General features: G+C 66.3%; 19 protein-coding genes. 7 read left to right on the top strand and 12 right to left on the bottom strand.

What is annotated here, in order from left to right:
- Positions 1-155 precede the first annotated feature (155 nt).
- The 4 genes from ACM14_RS19555 to ACM14_RS19540 form a co-directional block, all read right to left on the bottom strand.
- A complete protein-coding gene (locus ACM14_RS19555) occupies positions 156-1,652 on the bottom strand; it encodes a coniferyl aldehyde dehydrogenase (protein WP_080736955.1) in 1,497 nt (498 codons plus the stop codon).
- Positions 1,653-1,782: 130 nt separating this feature from the next.
- Complete coding sequence (locus tag ACM14_RS19550) at positions 1,783-2,136, bottom strand: hypothetical protein (protein ID WP_012207005.1); 354 nt, start codon at positions 2,134-2,136, stop codon at positions 1,783-1,785.
- A 30-nt stretch (positions 2,137-2,166) separates the two neighbouring features.
- Positions 2,167-4,779, bottom strand: coding sequence for an ATP-dependent chaperone ClpB (gene clpB / locus ACM14_RS19545; protein ID WP_012207006.1), 2,613 nt, complete (start codon positions 4,777-4,779; stop codon positions 2,167-2,169).
- Positions 4,780-4,912: 133 nt separating this feature from the next.
- Positions 4,913-5,821, bottom strand: coding sequence for a helix-turn-helix domain-containing protein (locus ACM14_RS19540; RefSeq protein ID WP_065347069.1), 909 nt, complete (start codon positions 5,819-5,821; stop codon positions 4,913-4,915).
- A 104-nt stretch (positions 5,822-5,925) separates the two neighbouring features.
- Here ACM14_RS19540 and ACM14_RS19535 point away from each other — a divergent pair, with 104 nt between their 5' ends.
- A complete protein-coding gene (locus tag ACM14_RS19535; RefSeq protein ID WP_254662097.1) occupies positions 5,926-6,816 on the top strand; it encodes a DMT family transporter in 891 nt (296 codons plus the stop codon).
- A 12-nt stretch (positions 6,817-6,828) separates the two neighbouring features.
- On the opposite strand, the gene ACM14_RS19530 is transcribed toward ACM14_RS19535, so the two are convergent.
- A complete protein-coding gene (locus ACM14_RS19530) occupies positions 6,829-7,290 on the bottom strand; it encodes a molybdenum cofactor biosynthesis protein MoaE (protein WP_047469218.1) in 462 nt (153 codons plus the stop codon).
- A 106-nt stretch (positions 7,291-7,396) separates the two neighbouring features.
- Between ACM14_RS19530 and ACM14_RS19525 the strand changes: the two genes are divergently transcribed.
- From ACM14_RS19525 to dapA, 3 genes are all read left to right on the top strand, one after another.
- Positions 7,397-7,651, top strand: a complete 255-nt coding sequence (locus ACM14_RS19525) for a hypothetical protein (RefSeq protein WP_012207010.1) — start codon at positions 7,397-7,399, stop codon at positions 7,649-7,651.
- 8 nt (positions 7,652-7,659) lie between these two features.
- The gene (locus ACM14_RS19520; protein WP_013801035.1) at positions 7,660-8,004 is read left to right on the top strand and encodes a hypothetical protein; all 345 of its coding nucleotides are present in this window, start codon (positions 7,660-7,662) and stop codon (positions 8,002-8,004) included.
- 284 nt (positions 8,005-8,288) lie between these two features.
- Positions 8,289-9,224, top strand: a complete 936-nt coding sequence (gene dapA, locus ACM14_RS19515) for a 4-hydroxy-tetrahydrodipicolinate synthase (protein ID WP_065347068.1) — start codon at positions 8,289-8,291, stop codon at positions 9,222-9,224.
- Here the strand turns inward: dapA and ACM14_RS19510 are convergent.
- The 7 genes from ACM14_RS19510 to ACM14_RS19480 form a co-directional block, all read right to left on the bottom strand.
- On the bottom strand, positions 9,170-9,523 hold the full coding sequence (locus tag ACM14_RS19510; protein WP_016447744.1) for a recombinase family protein: 354 nt from the start codon (positions 9,521-9,523) through the stop codon (positions 9,170-9,172). The genes dapA and ACM14_RS19510 overlap by 55 nt on opposite strands.
- Positions 9,524-9,528: 5 nt before the next feature.
- Positions 9,529-9,804: a molybdopterin converting factor subunit 1 gene (gene moaD, locus ACM14_RS19505; RefSeq protein WP_013801032.1), complete on the bottom strand. Its 276-nt coding sequence runs from the start codon at positions 9,802-9,804 to the stop codon at positions 9,529-9,531.
- Positions 9,801-11,036, bottom strand: a complete 1,236-nt coding sequence (gene glp, locus ACM14_RS19500; protein ID WP_065347067.1) for a gephyrin-like molybdotransferase Glp — start codon at positions 11,034-11,036, stop codon at positions 9,801-9,803. Before glp ends, moaD begins: the two co-directional genes overlap by 4 nt.
- Positions 11,037-11,045: 9 nt before the next feature.
- Positions 11,046-11,606 carry a molybdopterin-guanine dinucleotide biosynthesis protein B gene (gene mobB / locus ACM14_RS19495; protein WP_034396637.1) on the bottom strand — a complete coding sequence of 187 codons (561 nt, stop codon included), beginning with the start codon at positions 11,604-11,606 and terminating at the stop codon, positions 11,046-11,048.
- Positions 11,607-11,652: 46 nt separating this feature from the next.
- Positions 11,653-13,080 (bottom strand): threonine synthase, encoded by a 1,428-nt coding sequence (thrC, locus tag ACM14_RS19490; protein WP_065347066.1) that lies wholly within the window; start codon positions 13,078-13,080, stop codon positions 11,653-11,655.
- A 140-nt stretch (positions 13,081-13,220) separates the two neighbouring features.
- Positions 13,221-14,570, bottom strand: a complete 1,350-nt coding sequence (locus tag ACM14_RS19485) for a homoserine dehydrogenase (protein ID WP_012207018.1) — start codon at positions 14,568-14,570, stop codon at positions 13,221-13,223.
- 108 nt (positions 14,571-14,678) lie between these two features.
- Positions 14,679-15,914, bottom strand: coding sequence for a pyridoxal phosphate-dependent aminotransferase (locus ACM14_RS19480; protein WP_013801028.1), 1,236 nt, complete (start codon positions 15,912-15,914; stop codon positions 14,679-14,681).
- A 170-nt stretch (positions 15,915-16,084) separates the two neighbouring features.
- Here ACM14_RS19480 and ACM14_RS19475 point away from each other — a divergent pair, with 170 nt between their 5' ends.
- From ACM14_RS19475 to ACM14_RS30825, 3 genes are all read left to right on the top strand, one after another.
- A complete protein-coding gene (locus tag ACM14_RS19475; RefSeq protein ID WP_012207020.1) occupies positions 16,085-16,453 on the top strand; it encodes an Mth938-like domain-containing protein in 369 nt (122 codons plus the stop codon).
- A 138-nt stretch (positions 16,454-16,591) separates the two neighbouring features.
- A complete protein-coding gene (locus ACM14_RS19470; RefSeq protein ID WP_013801026.1) occupies positions 16,592-17,077 on the top strand; it encodes a peroxiredoxin in 486 nt (161 codons plus the stop codon).
- A 176-nt stretch (positions 17,078-17,253) separates the two neighbouring features.
- On the top strand, positions 17,254-17,475 hold the full coding sequence (locus ACM14_RS30825; protein ID WP_254662096.1) for a hypothetical protein: 222 nt from the start codon (positions 17,254-17,256) through the stop codon (positions 17,473-17,475).
- The last annotated feature ends 22 nt before the right edge of the window (positions 17,476-17,497 follow it).

The following is a 17,497-nucleotide window of genomic DNA, read 5'->3' as shown; positions in this document are numbered from 1 at the left end:
GCTGTGCTCGTTTTCTTGCCCTCGGCATTGGGATGTGCTATGTGCTCTCCAAAAAAGAGCAGCTGGCGCACGCGACACAAGGCTTGGCAAGGAATCAGTTGACAATTTCTCACGATGCAGGCAAGCCCGGCAACGGCGAGAAATCACCCCCTCGCTCACAGCCAGCGGCGCATCAACTCCATGATGCGGTCGAACCTTGCTCCATAGGGCGGATACAGCATCGAAGCCCCCGACCAGCGCGACTGCACGAACACCGCCTTCTGATGGCTCAGCCGTGCAAAGCCCTGCTCCGAATGGTAGGCACCCCAGCCGCTGTCGCCCACGCCGCCGAAGGGCAGGTTCTCGTGGGCGAAGTGCAGCAGGGTGTCGTTGACCGTCACCCCGCCGCTGATGGTGCGTGACAGCACGGCATCACGCACTTTCTCATCGCGGCCGAACCAGTACAGCGCCAGCGGCCTGGGCCCCGCATTGATGGCCGAGACCACGTCATCCAGCCTGTCGTAGCTGATCACGGGCAGGATGGGGCCGAAGATCTCCTCCTGCATGAGCTGCATCTGGCTGGTGGCATTGAAGACCAGGGCCGGCGCCATCTGGCGCTCCACGGCATCGCCCCAGGCCATGTCGGCGCTCTCCTGGCCGGCTCCGCCATCCTCCATCCACTCGACATGCGCCCCCATGCCCTGGGCCTGGCGCAGCATCTGCCGCAGGCGCGCCAGGTGGCGCTTGGTGAGGATGGCCGCATAGTCCGGATTGCCGGCAAAGCGCGGGAACAGCCGCCGCGCCGCGGTGCGGAAGGCCTCGGCAAACTCCGCCTCCTGCCCGCGCGGCAGCAGCACGTAGTCGGGGGCGATGCAGGTCTGGCCCGCGTTGACGAGCTTGCCATGGGCGATCTTGAGCGCGGCCTCCTTCAGGTCGCAGTCGGTGGAGATGATGCAGGGCGACTTGCCACCGAGCTCCAGCGTCGTCGGCGTCAGGTGCGCCGCCGCCGCCTGTGCCACGCGCCGGCCCACGGCAGTCGAGCCGGTGAACAGCAGATGGTCGAAGTGCAGGCCCGAGAACTGCGTGGCAATGCTCACATCGCCTTCGATGACGGCGAATTCCTCGGGCGCGAAAAACTGCCCCACCAGCGCTGCCAGCTGGGCCGAGGTGTGCGGCGTGAGTTCGCTGGGCTTGAGCATGACGCGGTTGCCCGCCGCCAGGGCCGTGATGGCCGGCCCCAGCGCCAGCTGCACCGGATAGTTCCACGGGGAAATCACGCCCACCACGCCCAGCGGCTGGCGCTCTATCCAGCCCCGGCCGGGCATGAGCATCAGCGGCGTTCGCACCCGCTGGCGCCCCGACCAGCGCGCCAGATGGCGCAGCGTGTGCTTGAGCAGGTTGCGCAGCACGAACAGCTCCACCATCTCGGTCAGCCGTGGCGAGCGCATGCCGAAGTCGGCCTGCACGGCGGCGGCCAGCACGGGGCCGTGTTCGTCCAGCAGCTTTTGCATGCGCAGCAGGCGTTCCCGGCGCACCAGCAGGGGCACGTCCACCTGCGCCCGGCTGGCCTGGTACTGAAGGTCGAAGACGCGGTGGAGATCCAGCTGGGTCATAGGCTCAATGGTAAGAAGACACTTGCATGCGCCGCATTCCAAGGATGCGTCGCGGCACATGTTGGCATGCAGCGGCAGGAAAAAAAAGGGAGCCTTGCACGGGCTCCCGAGGGTTTCAGACTATACGGGCCGCCACGCGCGGCCTGAGCACGAAGATGCGCAGGACGCGTAAAGGCTGCAGCAAGACGCTTCAGGGCTCGCGCACTTCACGGGGCTGAACGTCGGTCACCTCGCCCGCACCCGGCAGTACGCCGGCACCGGCGCGGCGGCCACCGCCCTCGGCAGCGCCATAGGCGCGCTGGGGACGCTGTGCCATCCACTCGGAGCCGGAGCGGTACACGGTCTGCCAGCCCGCCCGCGGGCTCATGCGCATGGCCCACGGCATCACCGGCTGGCCGGTGAGCCTGGCCCACAGCGCTCTCACAGCCCAGACCAGGGCCAGCAGCGCCGCGGCGGTCAGCAGGCTGACAAAGAAGACCAGGCCCACAAGCATCAGCAGGATGCGAACAGCCCAGCGGGTCAGGGTGGCGACAAAATCGTTCAAAGCAAAGCCTTTCTTGGCTGGCCCGGTGCGTCAGGCGGGGTCTGCCGCATCGAACCGGAATACGCCCGGCTCCAGTACCGGGTCCACATGTACCGCAATCGTGCTCTTGGGCGGGAAGCGCCCTTCGAGCAGCAGTTTCGACAGCGGATTCTCGATCCGCTGCTGTATCGCGCGCTTGAGCGGCCGGGCCCCGAAAACGGGATCGAAGCCCACCTTGGCCAGTTCGGCCAGTGCCTGGTCGGACACCTGCAGCGCAAGGTCCATTTTCTCCAAACGACGCTCCAGCAGCTTGAGCTGAATCCTTGCGATCGACTCGATATTCTTCGCGTCGAGCGCGTGGAAGACCACGGTTTCGTCGATGCGGTTGAGGAATTCGGGTCGGAAATGGTTCTTGAGTTCCCCCCAGACCGCATCTTTCACATCATCGTAATCCTCGCCGACCATGGCCTGGATCAGCAAAGAGCCTATGTTGCTCGTCATCACGATGACCGTGTTCTTGAAGTCCACGGTACGGCCCTGGCCATCGGTCAGGCGACCATCGTCCAGCACCTGCAGCAGCACGTTGAACACGTCGGGATGGGCCTTTTCCACCTCATCGAGCAGCAGCACGCTGTAGGGCTTGCGGCGCACGGCCTCGGTCAGGTAACCGCCTTCCTCGTAGCCCACGTAGCCCGGCGGCGCGCCAATCAGGCGGGCCACGGAATGCTTTTCCATGAACTCGCTCATGTCGATGCGCACCAGATGGTCTTCGCTGTCGAACAGGAAGCCGGCCAGCGCCTTGCACAGCTCGGTCTTGCCCACGCCCGTGGGGCCCAGGAACAGGAAGGAACCCGTGGGCCGGTTGGGATCGGACAGGCCCGAGCGCGAGCGGCGAATGGCATTGGCCACGGCCGAGATGGCCTCGTCCTGGCCGACGACGCGGTCATGCAGCCGGTCTTCCATGCGCAGCAGCTTGTCCTTCTCGCCCTGCATCATCTTGGCCACGGGAATGCCCGTGGCACGGCTGACCACTTCGGCAATTTCCTCGGCGCCGACATGGGTGCGCAGCAGCCTGTGGGCGGGCGCGCCGCCCTGCCCCTGCTCGTTGGCCTGGGCTTCGTTGAGCTGCTTTTCCAGCGAGGGCAGCTTGCCGTACTGCAGCTCGGCCACCTTGTTGAAGTCGCCCTTGCGCTTGAGCTCCTCGATCTGGATGCGGATCTGGTCGATCTCCTTGCGGATCTGCTCGGAGCCCTGGGCGCTGGCCTTCTCGCTCTTCCAGACCTCTTCCAGGTCGGCGTACTCGCGCTCCAGGCTGCCGAGTTCTTCCTCGATCAGCTGCAGGCGCTTTTGCGAGGCCTCGTCCTTTTCCTTCTTCATGGCCTCGCGCTCGATCTTGAGCTGGATCATGCGGCGCTCGAGCTTGTCCATGACCTCGGGCTTGGAGTCGATCTCGATCTTGATCTTGGCCGCCGCCTCGTCGATCAGGTCGATGGCCTTGTCGGGCAGGAAGCGGTCGGTGATGTAGCGGTGGCTCAGCTCGGCCGCAGCCACGATGGCCGGGTCGGTGATGTCCACGCCGTGGTGGGCCTCGTAGCGCACCTGCAGTCCGCGCAGGATGGCGATGGTGTCCTCCACGGAAGGCTCCTCGACCAGCACCTTCTGGAAGCGCCGCTCCAGCGCCGCATCCTTTTCGATGTACTTGCGGTATTCATCGAGCGTGGTCGCGCCGATGCAGTGCAGCTCGCCGCGCGCCAGGGCCGGCTTGAGCATGTTGCCCGCGTCCATGGCGCCGTCGGCCTTGCCGGCACCGACCATGGTGTGGATCTCGTCGATGAACAGGATGATGCGGCCCTCTTCCTGGGCCACTTCCTTGAGCACGGACTTCAGGCGTTCCTCGAAGTCGCCACGGTATTTGGCGCCGGCCAGCAGGCCCGCCATGTCCAGCGACAGCACGCGCTTGTTCTTGAGGCTTTCGGGCACCTCGCCGGCCACGATGCGCTGGGCCAGGCCCTCGACGATGGCGGTCTTGCCCACGCCGGGCTCGCCGATGAGCACGGGGTTGTTCTTGCTGCGGCGCTGCAGCACCTGGATGGAGCGGCGGATTTCGTCGTCGCGGCCGATCACCGGATCGAGCTTGCCGATGCGCGCGCGCTCGGTCAGGTCCATGGTGTACTTCTTGAGGGCCTCGCGCTGGCCCTCGCCTTCGGCGCTGTCCATGGTCTGGCCACCGCGCACGGCGTTGATGGCCGACTCCAGGCTGGAGCGCGTCACGCCGCTTTCCTTGAGCAGTTGGCCTGCGCGAGTGGAGGAGCCGCTGCTGTCGGTCAGCGCCAGCAGGAACAGCTCGCTGGCAATGAACTGGTCGCCGCGCTTGAGGGCTTCCTTCTCGGTCGCCTGCAGCAGCCGGCCCAGCTCGGAGCCGACCTGCACCTGGTCCTGGTGCTGCACGCGCGGCAGATCGGCCAGGGCCTTCTCGGCCGCGGCCTGCAGCTGGCCCACGTTGGCGCCGGCGCGCTGCAAGAGCGAGCGCGGACCATCGTCCTGGCGCAGCAGCGCCACGAGCAGGTGCAGGGGTTCGATATTGGATTGGTCTCCGCCCAGGGCCAGCGTTTGCGCGTCGGCCAGGGCTTCCTGGAACTTGGTTGTCAGTTTGTCGATTCGCATGGTGTTTCTTTTCGCTCCTGAAACAGGGTCATTGCGATTTATCTGATACCGGCAGGGCAAATTTCAAGCCATGCCCGGCCTGCAAGGACAGACGCTTGCGCCAGATCAAGGCCGGCGAGGCCGGCCATCCTTCTCAAGCATTGCGCTGAAAGATCGAGAACTGCGTAGGCGTAACGCCCAAATGCGCCCGGAAGCTGCGTACCAGGTGGCTGGCGCTGGAAAAGCCGCAATCCAGCGCCAGCTCGGCCAGCGGCGGCACGTTGCGCGCAGACAGGGCGCGCCGTGCCCGGGCCAGGCGCTGCTGCAGCACCCATTCGTGCACCGTGCAGCCCATGCTCTGGCGGAACATGCGTGCGAAATGGAATTCGGAGAGGCAGGCCTGTCTCGCCAGTGCCGGCAGCGACACGGCCTTGGAGTCATGCAGATGCGCCTCGACATGGGCCAGCACCCTGCGCCGCATGGCCGCAGAAAGCCCGCCCAGCGGCCGCTGCAGCGCCTGCAGCTGTCGCTGCGTGGCGGACTGCAGCACCAGCCGGTCCACCAGCTGCTGGCCAATGGCATCGGCCGCCAGTTGCTGCTGCGGGTCCTGCCAGTCCAGCTGCATCAGCGCACGGGCACCGGCGTGGAAGGCCTGATCATCCCCGTAGATCTGCGCACGCAAGGTGCGCGAGCGGGGCTCGGCATCCAGCATGCGGACCACGCGCCCCGCCCAGGCCAGGTCGGACACATACAGGTGCAGGAACTGCACGGGCGAGCGTACCAGCCAGTGCGATTCGTCCTCTGGCGTGAAGATGCAGATGCGCCCCGGCGCCCCCATGGCCTCGGGCCGCGCCTTGAGCTGCGAGCCCTCGCCCCCGGCCAGGTAGACCGACAGCGTGTGGTGACCGGGCTGGCAGTAGCGCACCTCGTCGTCCACATTGGCCCAGACGGCCAGCTCCACCCCTTCGCTCAGGCGCACGCGCCGCTGCAGCCGGGCCTTGGAGCGTGACAGCACCTGGCACAGGTGGCTGGAGGGCAGCTCGGGCAGCGGCGTGGGCGTCATGGCAGCGATTGTGGTCCCGCAGCCATACCGATGCATGGCGCCAGGCCATCAAACCGCAGGAATCTGTCATGCCCGCCCAGCCTGCGGCGCCATCATCACCGGCCATGACTGCCACCCTCTATGCCCTGGTCGTGCTGATCTGGGGTTCGACCTGGATCGCCCTGAAACTGCAGCTGGGCGCCGTGCCCGTGGAGCTGTCCATTGCCTACCGCTTTGCGCTGGCCGCCGTGCTGATGTTCGCCTGGCTGGCCTGGTCGCGGCAGCTGCGCGTGCCCCGCGGCCCGGCGCTGCCGCGCGTGCTGGCGCAGGGCCTGTGCCTGTTCAGCTTCAACTTCGTGTGCTTCATGCATGCCAGCGAGACGCTGGCCAGCGGCCTGGCCGCCGTGGTGTTCTCCAGCGCCAATCTCTGGAACGCGCTGCTGGTGCGCATCATCCACGGCCGCAGGCTGGCGCCCCATGTGCTGGCCGGCAGCCTCTTCGGCCTTGCAGGCCTGGTGGCGCTGTTCTGGCCCGAGCTGCGCGCAGGCCGGCATGCCAGCCTGCCTGGCCTGGGCTGGGCGGTGCTGGGCACGCTGTGCTTTTCCTGCGGGAACATGCTGTCTGCCTCGCTGCAGTCCATGGGCTGGCGGCCCGCACAGACCAATGCCTGGGGCATGCTGGCCGGCACGCTGCTGCTGACCGGCTATGCGCTGGTGGCAGGCCTGCCCTGGCGCTTCGATGCCAGCTGGACCTATGTGGGCTCCTGGCTGTACCTGGCCATTCCAGGCTCGGTGATTGCGTTCACGGCCTACCTGACCCTGGTGGGCCGGCTGGGCCCGGAGAAGGCGGCCTATGCGACGGTGCTGTTCCCCATTGTTGCGCTCAGCATCTCGGCGCTTTTCGAGGGCTATGTCTGGACGCCGCTGGCCGTGGGCGGGCTGCTGCTGGTGATGCTCGGAAACCTGCTGGTGTTCCGCCCGCCGCAATGGTTGCGGGGCGCCGCGCTCAAGGCCTGAAGGCCCGCTGCCTCACTGGCGCCAGCGCGCCAGCGCCTCTTCGTCGCTGACGCGCGCATCCACCCAGCGCGCGCCCTCGGGCGTCTGCTCCTTCTTCCAGAAAGGCGCCAGCGACTTGAGGTAGTCCATGATGTATTCGCAGGCCTGGAAGGCCATGCCCCGGTGCGATGCGGTGACGGCCACGAGCACGATCTGGTCCATGGGCTGCAGCGGACCGATGCGGTGGATGACACGCGCGCCATGGATGCCGAAGCGCTGGACCGCCTCGTCGATGATGGCCTCGATGGATTTCTCGGTCATGCCCGGGTAGTGCTCCAGCTCCATGCTGGCCACGGCGGCGCCCTCGTTGCGGTCGCGCACCGTGCCGATGAAGCTGCAGACCGCGCCCACGCGCGCGTCGCCGCCGCGCAGGGCGGCGAGTTCGGCCGATACGTCGAAATCCTCGGTCTGGATGGATACACGGGCTGCTTGCATGCCCGCATTGTCGCAGGGCGGCGGCGCACCAGGGCGCACCAGGGACTGGCGAACGCGGTAGCATTGCCCTCCCCCGCCGCCGGCCTTTTGCTGCAGCGGGCCATGCATGGCCACACTCACGATCACCACCCCCGAATACACGCTCTACCCGTCGCCGCGCAACGAGCAGCGCGTGGTCTACGAGCACCAGCTGTTCGTGTCCCATCCCTACACCATCATCCATCTGCCCGACTACAACTTTCGCGGCAAGGCCACGCTGTTCGCAGCCCACCGCCTGGCCGACGGCAAGATGGGCCAGCTCGTGAGCTGCGAGCTGGCCGAGGACCTTGCACGCTTCGAGCGCCTGTTCGAACCCGATTGAGGCGCGCCATGGACGAGACCAGCCAGATACAGCCGCCGCCGAGCTTTGCCGCCTTGTATGCCGACCGGCACGGCCGGCTCAAGGCATCGATTGCAGACGTGGTCGGGCGCTATGAACTGTGCGAGGACCTGGCCAGCCACCTGGTCGAGCAGGCGCAGACGCTCTATCACTCCGGCAACTCCTCGGAGCAAGGCGTGCTGCTGGGCATGCACGCGGGCCTGGCGGCCGAGGGCTCCATCGTCAGCCCTGGCGAGGCGCGCTGGATCGTGCAGCGCCTGGCCGAGCTGCTGGAGTGGCAGGCACCGCTGCTGCCCGATGCATCACCCCCTCCCGGCGCCGAAGGCGCAGCCTGAAGGCCACCACCCTGGCGCTCAGGCGCGCTACACTGCGCGCCATGCCTGCAATCTTTGCCTTCCCCACATGCCACGGTGATGCCGTGCGCCTGTGCCTGGGCAAAGCCTGCAAACCCCAGCTCGTCTGACCGGAGCTGAGGTTCCGTCCAGATGAGCGACGGAACCGGCCCGGCAGCCTCCATCTCCCCTTCCCGCATCCCTTCAGGCGCCTGCTTTTCCGCCCTCGGTCTGGCCGGTGGCTGCGTCCGGTCGTTCATTGTTTGAATCACCCGAAGGGATCTTCCATGTCTTTGCCTTCCACCACCTCGCCGCAAGCCCGATTCCAGGGGCTGTGGCTTCCGCTGGTCACGCCCTTTCTTCCTGGAGATGAGGCGGCGGTGGACCACGGGGCGCTGCGCGCCCTGGTGCAGCACTACAACGCCACCGGCATCGCCGGCTACGTGGCCTGCGGCTCGACCGCCGAGGCCGCCGCGCTGAGCGAAGCGGAGCACGATGCCACCCTGTCCACCATCCTCTCAGCGGCCCATGGCATGCCCGTGGTCATGGGAGTTTCCGACTGCCACCTGGGGCATGCGCTGGCCCGCGTTCAGGCACTGAACGCCCTGCCGCTGGCCGGCATTCTGGTGCCCGCGCCGCATTACATACGCCCGTCGCAGGCAGGGCTGCTGCAGTGGTTCACGGCGATTGCCGAGCGCAGCGCCCATCCGGTCATCGTCTACGACATTCCCTACCGCACCGGCGTGGTGCTGGAGCTGGCCACGCTGCGTGCGCTGGCCGCACATGAGCGCATCGTGGCCATCAAGGATTGCGGGGGCGATGCCGCCAAGACCCAGGCACTGATCGCCGATGGGCAACTGCAGGTGCTGGCCGGCGAAGACGCGCAGATCTTTTCCACGCTGGCCCTGGGCGGTGCGGGAGCGATTGCTGCCAGCGCGCACGCGCATACACGGCACTTCGTCGCGTTGATGCAATGCCTGGAGCGTGGCGACCTGCCCGCTGCCCGTGCGCTGTGGCAGCCGCTGCAGCCGCACATCGCCGCCTGCTTTGCCGAGCCCAATCCCGCACCCATCAAGGCCTTGCTGGCGCAGCAGGGCCGAATGCGGGCAACGCTGCGGGCGCCCATGCAACCGGCCTCGGCCGCGCTGGCGCAGTGGCTGGCCGGGATTCAGCTGCCGCTGCTGCCGTCTGCAGATGGTGTTGCAGAGCGCAGGTCGGCATAGCGGTTCAGGATGCGTTGCACCTGACCGTGCGTCCACTCGCCGCCCCGGGCCGCGGCAATGCCGCGCGCATTGAGTTCGGCGGCCATGGCGCGGTGCGTCAGCCCGCGCGCCTGCAGTTCGGCGAACAGCGCCTCATGCTGCTGGGCGAAGGCATCGGCCGTGGATTTGCGCTTTTCCACGGTGGCGCGCAGGTTGTCTGCGCCTGCGCGGCCCAGTTGCACGCCGCGCGCCTTGGCTTCGGACAGGGCCTTGCGCGTGCGCGCGCTGATGGCCTGGTCCACGGGCTTGTCGGTGGTCATTTGGGTCAACCTCCGGTCACGGGAGGAAAGAAAGCCACCTCGTCCCCCTGGCGAATGGCGGCACCGGCATCGCACAGGACCTGGTTCAGCGCCATGCGCACGGCCTTGCCAGGGGCCAGCGCTTCGGCGGCTGCACCGCCACGCGCAATCAGTTCCTCGCGCAGCGCGCCCACGGTGGCTGCCTCGGTGGACAGGGTTTCGCTGCCCGTGCCCAGGGCTTCGCGGATGGAGGCGAAATAGCGCACGGTGATGGTGATGGCGATGGGGACGGCCTGGCTCATGACAGCAGCTCCGAAAAGGCGATGAAGCGCACCCGGTCGCCCGGCGCAATGGCCTGGCCCGGCGGGTTGTCCACCACGCCATCGCCCCAGGCCGCCGAGGTCAGCACGCCCGAACTCTGGTTGCGGAACAGCTCCAGCCCGCCGCTGTCGTTGTAGCGCACGCGCAGGAATTCGCGGCGCTTGTCCCCGCGCGGCCAATGGAAGTCGGCGCGCACCTCGACCGAGCGCGGCAGCGCCTGCTGCACGCCCTGCAGGCGCAGCACGAAGGGGCGCACCAGCAAAAGGAAGGTGACGAAGCTGGAGACCGGATTGCCGGGCAGGCCGATGAAGTGGGCAAAGCCTTCGCCCTCGCGGTTCACACGGCCATAGGCAAAGGGCTTGCCGGGCTTGACGGCGATCTGCCAGAGGTCGAGCTGGCCCAGCGCCTGCACGGCGGGCTTGACATGGTCTTCTTCGCCGACAGACACCCCGCCGCTGGTCAGGATCAGGTCATGCGCGCGGGCCGCTTCGCGCAGGGCCTGCACGGTGGCCTCGCGCCGGTCGGGGACGATGCCGAAGTCGGTGACCTCGCAGCCCATGCGCTGCAGCAGGGCGCGAAGGAAGAATCGGTTGCTGTTGTAGATGCTGCCGGGCGGCATCTGTTCGGGCGCCACGGTGCCCGGCATGACCAGCTCGTCGCCTGTGGAGAACAAGGCCACGCGCGGCTTGCGTGCCACGCGCAAAGAGGCCAGGCCGATGCTGGCCGCCAGGCCCAGCTCGGCCGGCGACAGGCGCGTGCCGGCCGCGATGACGGTGGCGCCGCGCCGGATGTCTTCGCCCGAGCGGCGTATCCATTGCCCGGCCTCGGGCCGCGCCTTGATGCGCACGCGACCGTCTTCCAGGACTTCGCAGTCTTCCTGCATGACGATGGCATCGGCACCTTCGGGCACCGGAGCGCCCGTGAAGATGCGCGCCACCGTGCCCACGGCCAGCGGCTGGCCCACGGCGCCTGCGGGTATGCGCTGCGAGACGGGCAGCTCGGCATTGCCCTGCGTGCATTCGGCGCTGCGCACGGCGTAGCCGTCCATGGCACTGTTGTCCTGGGGCGGCACTTGCAGCGGAGAGACGGCATCGGCCAGCAGCACACGGCCATCGGCATCGAAGCTGTCCACGGTGTCATCGCCGGCCAGCGGCAGGGCCTGGGCCAGCAATTCGGCCAGCGCTTCGTCAAGGGGCTTGAGCGGGGCTCGCATGGTGTTTTCCTAATTTCGAGGGAGGCCTGGGGCACGGTAGCGCAGTTGCTGCGCATGCTCCAGCAGCCATTGCAGTATCTGCCCTGGCGCATTGAGATCGAGCACGGGCTGGCGCGGCGGCTCTGGCAGGCGCTGCGGTGCGTCGGTGGCAATGGCCAGCACATGGGGGTCGTGCGGATACAGGGGCGCCTGGGTCTTGCCGGCGCTGGCGCGCTCGGGCTGATCGCGCCAGATCTCTATTTTGGGCAGGTCGGCGTGCTTGAAGCCTTCGACCAGCACCCAATCCACGCGCGGATCGAGTTCGGCCAGCATGTCATGCACCGACAGCTCCGTGGGACGGGGGAATTCGCGCATCAGCGCCAGACGGCGATCCGAGGCCAGCACCACTTCATAGGCGCCCGCCTTGCGGTGGCGCCAGCTGTCCTTGCCCTCATGATCGACATCGAAATGGTGGTGGGCATGCTTGACCACCGAAACGCTGAGCCCCTGCGCACGCATCAGCGTGATCAGGGGCTCCACCAGGCTGGTCTTGCCCGAGCCCGAGTAGCCGGCGAAGCCGATGACCTTCATCGCCATGCCCTCCTGCTGCGGACCTTTGGACAGCCCGGCTGCCGCATCAGTCGCAATGCCGGGCGATATAGGCCTTGACCTGCTCGGCGTCGGCCGGCAAGTCGGTCACGCGCTTGGGCAGGTCCTCGATGCCTTCGAACTTGGCCGGGCGATCGGGCAGGCGGCCCAGGGCCTCCTCGATGGTGGCGGCGAACTTGATGGGCAGTGCCGTCTCCAGCACGATCATGGGCACGCCGGCCTGCAGCTGCTCGCGCGCCACCTTGACGCCGTCGGCCGTGTGCGTGTCGATCATGGTGCCGAAGCGCTCGAAGGTATCGCGGATGGTGGCCAGGCGGTCAGCATGCGTGCTCTTTCCGCTAACGAAGCCGTAGCGGGCAGCAGCTTCCTGGAACAGCGGATTGCCGCCCAGGTCGAAGCGGCCCTGGCGTGCCACGCCCTCGGCGAACAATTCGCGCGTGGCTTGGCCATCGCGGCCCAGCAGGTCGAACACGAAGCGTTCGAAGTTGCTGGCCTTGGAGATGTCCATCGAGGGGCTTGATGTCTCGTAGGTATGTTCGCTGCCGCGCACCACGTAGGCGCCCGTGCGGAAGAACTCGTCGAGCACATCGTTCTCGTTGGTTGCCACCACCAGGCGCGCTATCGGCAGGCCCATCTGGCGCGCCACGTGGCCGGCGCAGATGTTGCCGAAGTTGCCGCTGGGCACCGTGAAGCTGACCTTCTGGTCATTGCTCTGCGTGGCCTGCAGGTAGCCGGCAAAGTAGTAGACGACCTGGGCCAGCAGGCGGGCCCAGTTGATCGAGTTGACCGTGCCGATCTTGTACTTCGCCTTGAAGGCGTGGTCGTTGGAGACGGCCTTGACGATGTCCTGGCAGTCGTCGAACACGCCCTCGATGGCGATGTTGTGGATGTTGGCGTCCTGCAGGCTGAACATCTGGGCCTGCTGGAAGGGGCTCATGCGGCCGCGCGGGCTGGTCATGAACACGCGCACGCCCTTTTTGCCGCGCATGGCGTACTCGGCCGCGCTGCCGGTGTCACCGCTGGTAGCGCCCAGGATGTTGAGCTCCTCGCCACGGCGGCCCAGTTCGTACTCGAACAGGTTGCCCAGCAGCTGCATGGCCATGTCCTTGAAGGCCAGCGTGGGACCGTTGGACAGGGCTTCGAGCCACAGGCCGTCTTCCAGCGGGCGCAGCGGCGTGATCTCGGCCGTGCCGAACACCTGCTGCGTATAGGTCTTGGCGCACAGGGCGCGCAGATCCTCGGCCGGGATGTCGTCGATGTACAGGCTCAGGATCTCGAAGGCCAGCGCTGCGTAGCCCTGCTCCTTGTAGATGCTGCGCAGCTCGCCCAGGCGAGCGGCATCGATCTGCGGATAGTGCTCGGGCAGGTACAGCCCGCCATCGGGCGCCAGGCCCTCGAGCAGGATGTCGCAAAAGCGCTTGCGGTCCGCGTGGCCGCGCGTGGAAAGATAAAGCATGTCGCTTCCTCGTCAGTATTCTGTGAGACGGGGCGCGGCCGATGCCAGGGATGCCGAGCAAGGGCCGCCCCGCAGCGAGGGCGTCGTCCCCCTCCCGCGTGCGAGAGAGGGGGAAGCGGCGCAGCCGCTCAGGGGGTGTCTTAGTTCAACTCTTCCTTGCGGATGCGGTTGATAGGAGCCAGCACCGTGGGCAGTTGCTGGATCTGGGCCAGGGCCGTGTCCATATCGCCTTCGCGCGTGGCATGGGTCAGGATGATCAGGTCGGTCTGCGGCACGCCCTGGCTACCTTCGCTGTCGCCGCTCACTTCGCCGGCCTCTCGCTGCAGCAGGGCGTCGATGCTGATGCCCATGCCCGCGAGGATGCTGGTGATCTTGGCCAGCACACCGGCTTCGTCGGCCACGCGGATGCGCAGGTAGTAGCTGGTGACCACCTCGCTCATGGGCAGCACGGGCAGCTCGCCACCTGCGGCGACCAGCGTGTTCGACTGGAAGGCCAGCGGGGGCACGCGGTGCTCGGGGTCGGCCGTGTGCAGGCGGGCGATGTCCACCAGATCGGCGATCACGGCGCTGGCCGTGGGCTCGGAGCCTGCGCCCTTGCCGTAGTACAGCGTGGTGCCAACGGCATCGCCATGGACGACGACGGCGTTCATCGCGCCTTCCACGTTCGCGATCAGGCGCTTGGTCGGCACCAGGCTGGGGTGCACGCGCAGCTCGATGCCCTTGTCCGTGCGCTTGGTGATGCCCAGCAGCTTGATGCGGTAGCCCAGTTGCTCGGCGTACTTGATGTCGGCCGCAGACAGCTTGGTGATGCCTTCCACATGCGCCTTGTCGAACTGCACGGGAATGCCGAAGGCGATGGCGCTCATCAGCGTGACCTTGTGGGCGGCGTCCACGCCTTCGATGTCGAAGGTCGGATCGGCTTCGGCATAGCCCAGGCGCTGGGCTTCCTTGAGCACCACGTCGAAGTCCAGGCCCTTGTCGCGCATTTCGGACAGGATGAAGTTGGTCGTGCCGTTGATGATGCCGGCCACCCACTGGATCTGGTTGGCCGTCAGGCCTTCGCGCAGCGCCTTGATGATGGGAATGCCACCGGCCACGGCCGCTTCGTAGGCCACCATCACGCCCTTCTCGGCGGCGGCCTTGAAGATTTCGCTGCCATGCACGGCCAGCAGGGCCTTGTTGGCCGTGACCACATGCTTGCCGGCGGCAATGGCTTCCAGCACCAGGGCCTTGGCAATGCCGTAGCCGCCGATCAGCTCGATCACCACGTCGATCTCGGGGTTGGCGATGATCTCGCGCGCATCGCCGACCACCTTGGCCGTGTCGCCCACGACGGAGCGGGCGCGTTCCGTATCCAGGTCGGCCACCATGGCAATCTCAATACCGCGGCCCGCACGGCGGCGGATCTCTTCCTGATTGCGCTGCAGCACGTTGAAGGTGCCGCTGCCCACGGTGCCAATGCCCAGAAGGCCTACTTGGATCGGTTTCATAAACTACTTGCCAGTCAAAAAACGCTGCGGCGCCCAGAGGGTGCGCGCCGGCAGCCGGTAAAAAGCAATGGCCGGCGGAAGGCCCTCTCCTCCACCGGCCCGCACAGCTCAGCCGCGGTCCGTGCCGTGGCGCTTGCGGTATTTCTCGAGGAACACTGCGAGACGGCGGATGGCCTCGCGCAGGTCGGTGTCGTGCGGCAGGAAGACGATGCGGAAATGGTCGGGGTGCGGCCAGTTGAAGCCTGTTCCCTGCACCAGCATGACCTTGGTCTCTTGCAGCACTTCCAGGAAGAACGCCTGGTCATCCTTGATCGGGTAGATCTCGGGGTCCAGGCGCGGGAACATGTACAGCGCGGCTTGCGGCTTGACGCAGCTCACGCCGGGGATTTCGGTGATCAGCTTGTGGGCCAGATCGCGCTGCACGCGCAGTCGGCCGCCCTCCTGCACCAGCTCGTCGATGCTCTGGTGGCCGCCCAGCGCCGTCTGCACGGCCCATTGGCCGGGCACATTGGCGCACAGGCGCATGTTGGAGAGCATGTTCAGGCCCTCGATATAGTCCCGGGCCGCCTTCTTGTCGCCCGAGACCACCATCCAGCCGGCGCGGTAGCCGCAGCTGCGATAGGCCTTGGACAGCGAGTTGAAGGTCAGCGTCAGCACATCGGTGGACAGGCTGGCGAGCGGCGTGTGCACCACGTCGTCGTACAGCACCTTGTCATAGACCTCGTCGGCAAAGATCACCAGGCCATGCTCGCGGGCCAGCGCCACGATGCTTTGCAGCAGCTGCTTGCTGTACAGGGCGCCCGTCGGGTTGTTGGGATTGATGACGACGATGCCCTTGGTGCGCGGCGTGATCTTGGCGCGGATGTCGTCCAGGTCGGGCATCCAGCCGTTGGACTCGTCACACATATAGTGCACGGGCGTGCCGCCCGACAGGCTGGTGACGGCGGTCCACAGCGGATAGTCGGGCGCCGGCAGCAGCATCTCGTCGCCGTCGTCCAGCAGCGCGTTCGTGGCCAGGCTGATCAGCTCGGATGCGCCATTGCCCAGGTAGATATCGTCCAGTGTCACGCCCAGGATGCCCTGGCGCTGGGTCTCATGCATCACGGCCTTGCGCGCTGCGAAGATGCCCTTGCTGTCCGAGTAGCCTGCCGAATTGGGCAGGTTGCGGATCATGTCCTGCTGCACTTCCTCGGGGGCATCGAAGCCGAACACGGCCAGGTTGCCGATATTGAGCTTGATGATCTTCTGCCCGTCCTCTTCCATCTTCTTCGCCGCGTCCATGATGGGCCCGCGGATGTCATAACAGACGTTGGCTAGTTTTGCGGATTTGAGAACGGTTTTCATGCTGAGAATATGAAAGTGGCCGGCGCGGGCTTGCGGCCTTCATGCACGCCAAAGTGCCCCATGCACCCTGGTGAAACCTATAATTTGACCACAGTTCCGCAATGCAGCATCGCCCTGGCCCCGGCCATGTGGCGGCCACCCCCATCGCGCAGACCGCGCCACCCTCATCCATGAAATTCCACGCCGACAAATCCGAAGCACAGAGCATCACGGGCTATGGCCCCGGCTGGGTCGCTGTGGACAGGGAAAAATTCGAGCACAGTCTGCTGGTAGGCGCCAAGGGCCTGCGCCAGGCCTGGGACTGCGTCCGCTTCGAGGACCTGACGCCCGAGCACTTTGAGGCGCTGTCCCAACTGGATGCCGAAGTCATCATCCTGGGCAGCGGCCAGCGCAACCGCTTCCCACCGGCGGCCTGGCTGCGCCCCCTCATGGCCCGGCGCATAGGCCTGGAAAGCATGGACACGCAGGCCGCGTGTCGCACCTACAACATCCTTGCCAGCGAAGGCCGTAACGTCGTCGCGGCCCTACTCTTGGAGTAGACTCCTGCCCCCCTGATTGGGTGAAATCCCGTTTTCAGGGTAAAATTGCAGGTTGCGGTTGGGGGCATTTCCGATAAAAGCAAAAACACAAACACGGCCCTCGGCATTTCAACGACTACACCCGAGAGATATAAGCGCATGGCGATCGTTGTCAACAAACCCCTTCCCGAATTTGAAGCCAACGCTACCGGCGGGATCAAGGTGACCAACACCTCCCACACGGGCCAGATTCTGATCCTGTATTTCTACCCAAAGGACAATACGCCTGGCTGCACCACTGAAGCCATGCAGTTCCGCGACAAGTACAAGGACTTCGTGAAAGCTGGTGCCACCGTGTTTGGCGTCTCGCGCGACAACATGAAGTCGCACGACGACTTCAAGGAAAAGCTGGAACTGCCGTTCGAGCTCATCGCCGATACGGAAGAAAAGATGTGCCACATGTTCGGCGTGGTCAAGAACAAGATCATGTACGGCAAGAAGGTGAAGGGCATCGAGCGTTCCACCTTCCTGGTGGGCACCGATGGCCTGCTGGTGCAGGAATGGCGCGGCCTGAAGGTCCCCGGCCACGTTGACGAGGTGCTCAAGGCTGTCAAGACCCTGAAGGCACTGAAGCAGGCCGCCTGATAGCGACAATCTGACAGGCGACAAAGCGCCGGCCGACATATTCAGGCCATCAGCCTATGCATAATGGGACGATGCCTCTTAGCAAAGACGCTTTTCCCTGTCACCCCACCAAAGCCGCCTCGGTTTCCAGGCGGCTTTGTGCTTTTTGATCCCTGTTGAGGAACGGTTCGTCCACTATGCCCCTGCCCCCCGCACCCGGCCGCCGTGCCGCCAAGCTCTCCCCCGAAGCCTTTCTTCCCGTGCGCGGTGCCCAGCACGCAGACCCCCTGCCCGCTGACGATCTTCCCGATGCAGCCGAGGCCGTAGCTGCCGCCGCGACGCGCAAGCGCAAGCCGGCCCCAGCCGCCGCCTCCAACAACACCGCCACAACTGCAAAGCCCGCACCTGATCGCGGCTGAGCGAGCGCCCGGCCGAGGGGCG

The organism is Delftia sp. JD2 (assembly GCF_001682645.1).
GTDB classification, from domain to species: domain Bacteria; phylum Pseudomonadota; class Gammaproteobacteria; order Burkholderiales; family Burkholderiaceae_C; genus Comamonas; species Comamonas acidovorans.
The sequence above is the reverse complement of the archived record's forward strand: the minus strand, read 5'-3'. Positions and strand labels throughout refer to the sequence as shown.

Excerpts from the sequence above, each read along its gene's own strand:
- ACM14_RS19555 (WP_080736955.1), bottom strand. The coding sequence starts at position 1,652 with ATGTGCCGCGACGCATCCTTGGAATGCGGCGCATGCAAGTGTCTTCTT.
- clpB (WP_012207006.1), bottom strand. The coding sequence starts at position 4,779 with ATGCGAATCGACAAACTGACAACCAAGTTCCAGGAAGCCCTGGCCGAC.
- ACM14_RS19540 (WP_065347069.1), bottom strand. The coding sequence starts at position 5,821 with ATGACGCCCACGCCGCTGCCCGAGCTGCCCTCCAGCCACCTGTGCCAG.
- ACM14_RS19535 (WP_254662097.1), top strand. The coding sequence starts at position 5,926 with ATGACTGCCACCCTCTATGCCCTGGTCGTGCTGATCTGGGGTTCGACC.
- ACM14_RS19530 (WP_047469218.1), bottom strand. The coding sequence starts at position 7,290 with ATGCAAGCAGCCCGTGTATCCATCCAGACCGAGGATTTCGACGTATCG.
- ACM14_RS19525 (WP_012207010.1), top strand. The coding sequence starts at position 7,397 with ATGGCCACACTCACGATCACCACCCCCGAATACACGCTCTACCCGTCG.
- ACM14_RS19520 (WP_013801035.1), top strand. The coding sequence starts at position 7,660 with ATGGACGAGACCAGCCAGATACAGCCGCCGCCGAGCTTTGCCGCCTTG.
- dapA (WP_065347068.1), top strand. The coding sequence starts at position 8,289 with ATGTCTTTGCCTTCCACCACCTCGCCGCAAGCCCGATTCCAGGGGCTG.
- ACM14_RS19510 (WP_016447744.1), bottom strand. The coding sequence starts at position 9,523 with ATGACCACCGACAAGCCCGTGGACCAGGCCATCAGCGCGCGCACGCGC.
- moaD (WP_013801032.1), bottom strand. The coding sequence starts at position 9,804 with ATGAGCCAGGCCGTCCCCATCGCCATCACCATCACCGTGCGCTATTTC.
- glp (WP_065347067.1), bottom strand. The coding sequence starts at position 11,036 with ATGCGAGCCCCGCTCAAGCCCCTTGACGAAGCGCTGGCCGAATTGCTG.
- mobB (WP_034396637.1), bottom strand. The coding sequence starts at position 11,606 with ATGAAGGTCATCGGCTTCGCCGGCTACTCGGGCTCGGGCAAGACCAGC.
- thrC (WP_065347066.1), bottom strand. The coding sequence starts at position 13,080 with ATGCTTTATCTTTCCACGCGCGGCCACGCGGACCGCAAGCGCTTTTGC.
- ACM14_RS19485 (WP_012207018.1), bottom strand. The coding sequence starts at position 14,570 with ATGAAACCGATCCAAGTAGGCCTTCTGGGCATTGGCACCGTGGGCAGC.
- ACM14_RS19480 (WP_013801028.1), bottom strand. The coding sequence starts at position 15,914 with ATGAAAACCGTTCTCAAATCCGCAAAACTAGCCAACGTCTGTTATGAC.
- ACM14_RS19475 (WP_012207020.1), top strand. The coding sequence starts at position 16,085 with ATGAAATTCCACGCCGACAAATCCGAAGCACAGAGCATCACGGGCTAT.
- ACM14_RS19470 (WP_013801026.1), top strand. The coding sequence starts at position 16,592 with ATGGCGATCGTTGTCAACAAACCCCTTCCCGAATTTGAAGCCAACGCT.
- ACM14_RS30825 (WP_254662096.1), top strand. The coding sequence starts at position 17,254 with ATGCCCCTGCCCCCCGCACCCGGCCGCCGTGCCGCCAAGCTCTCCCCC.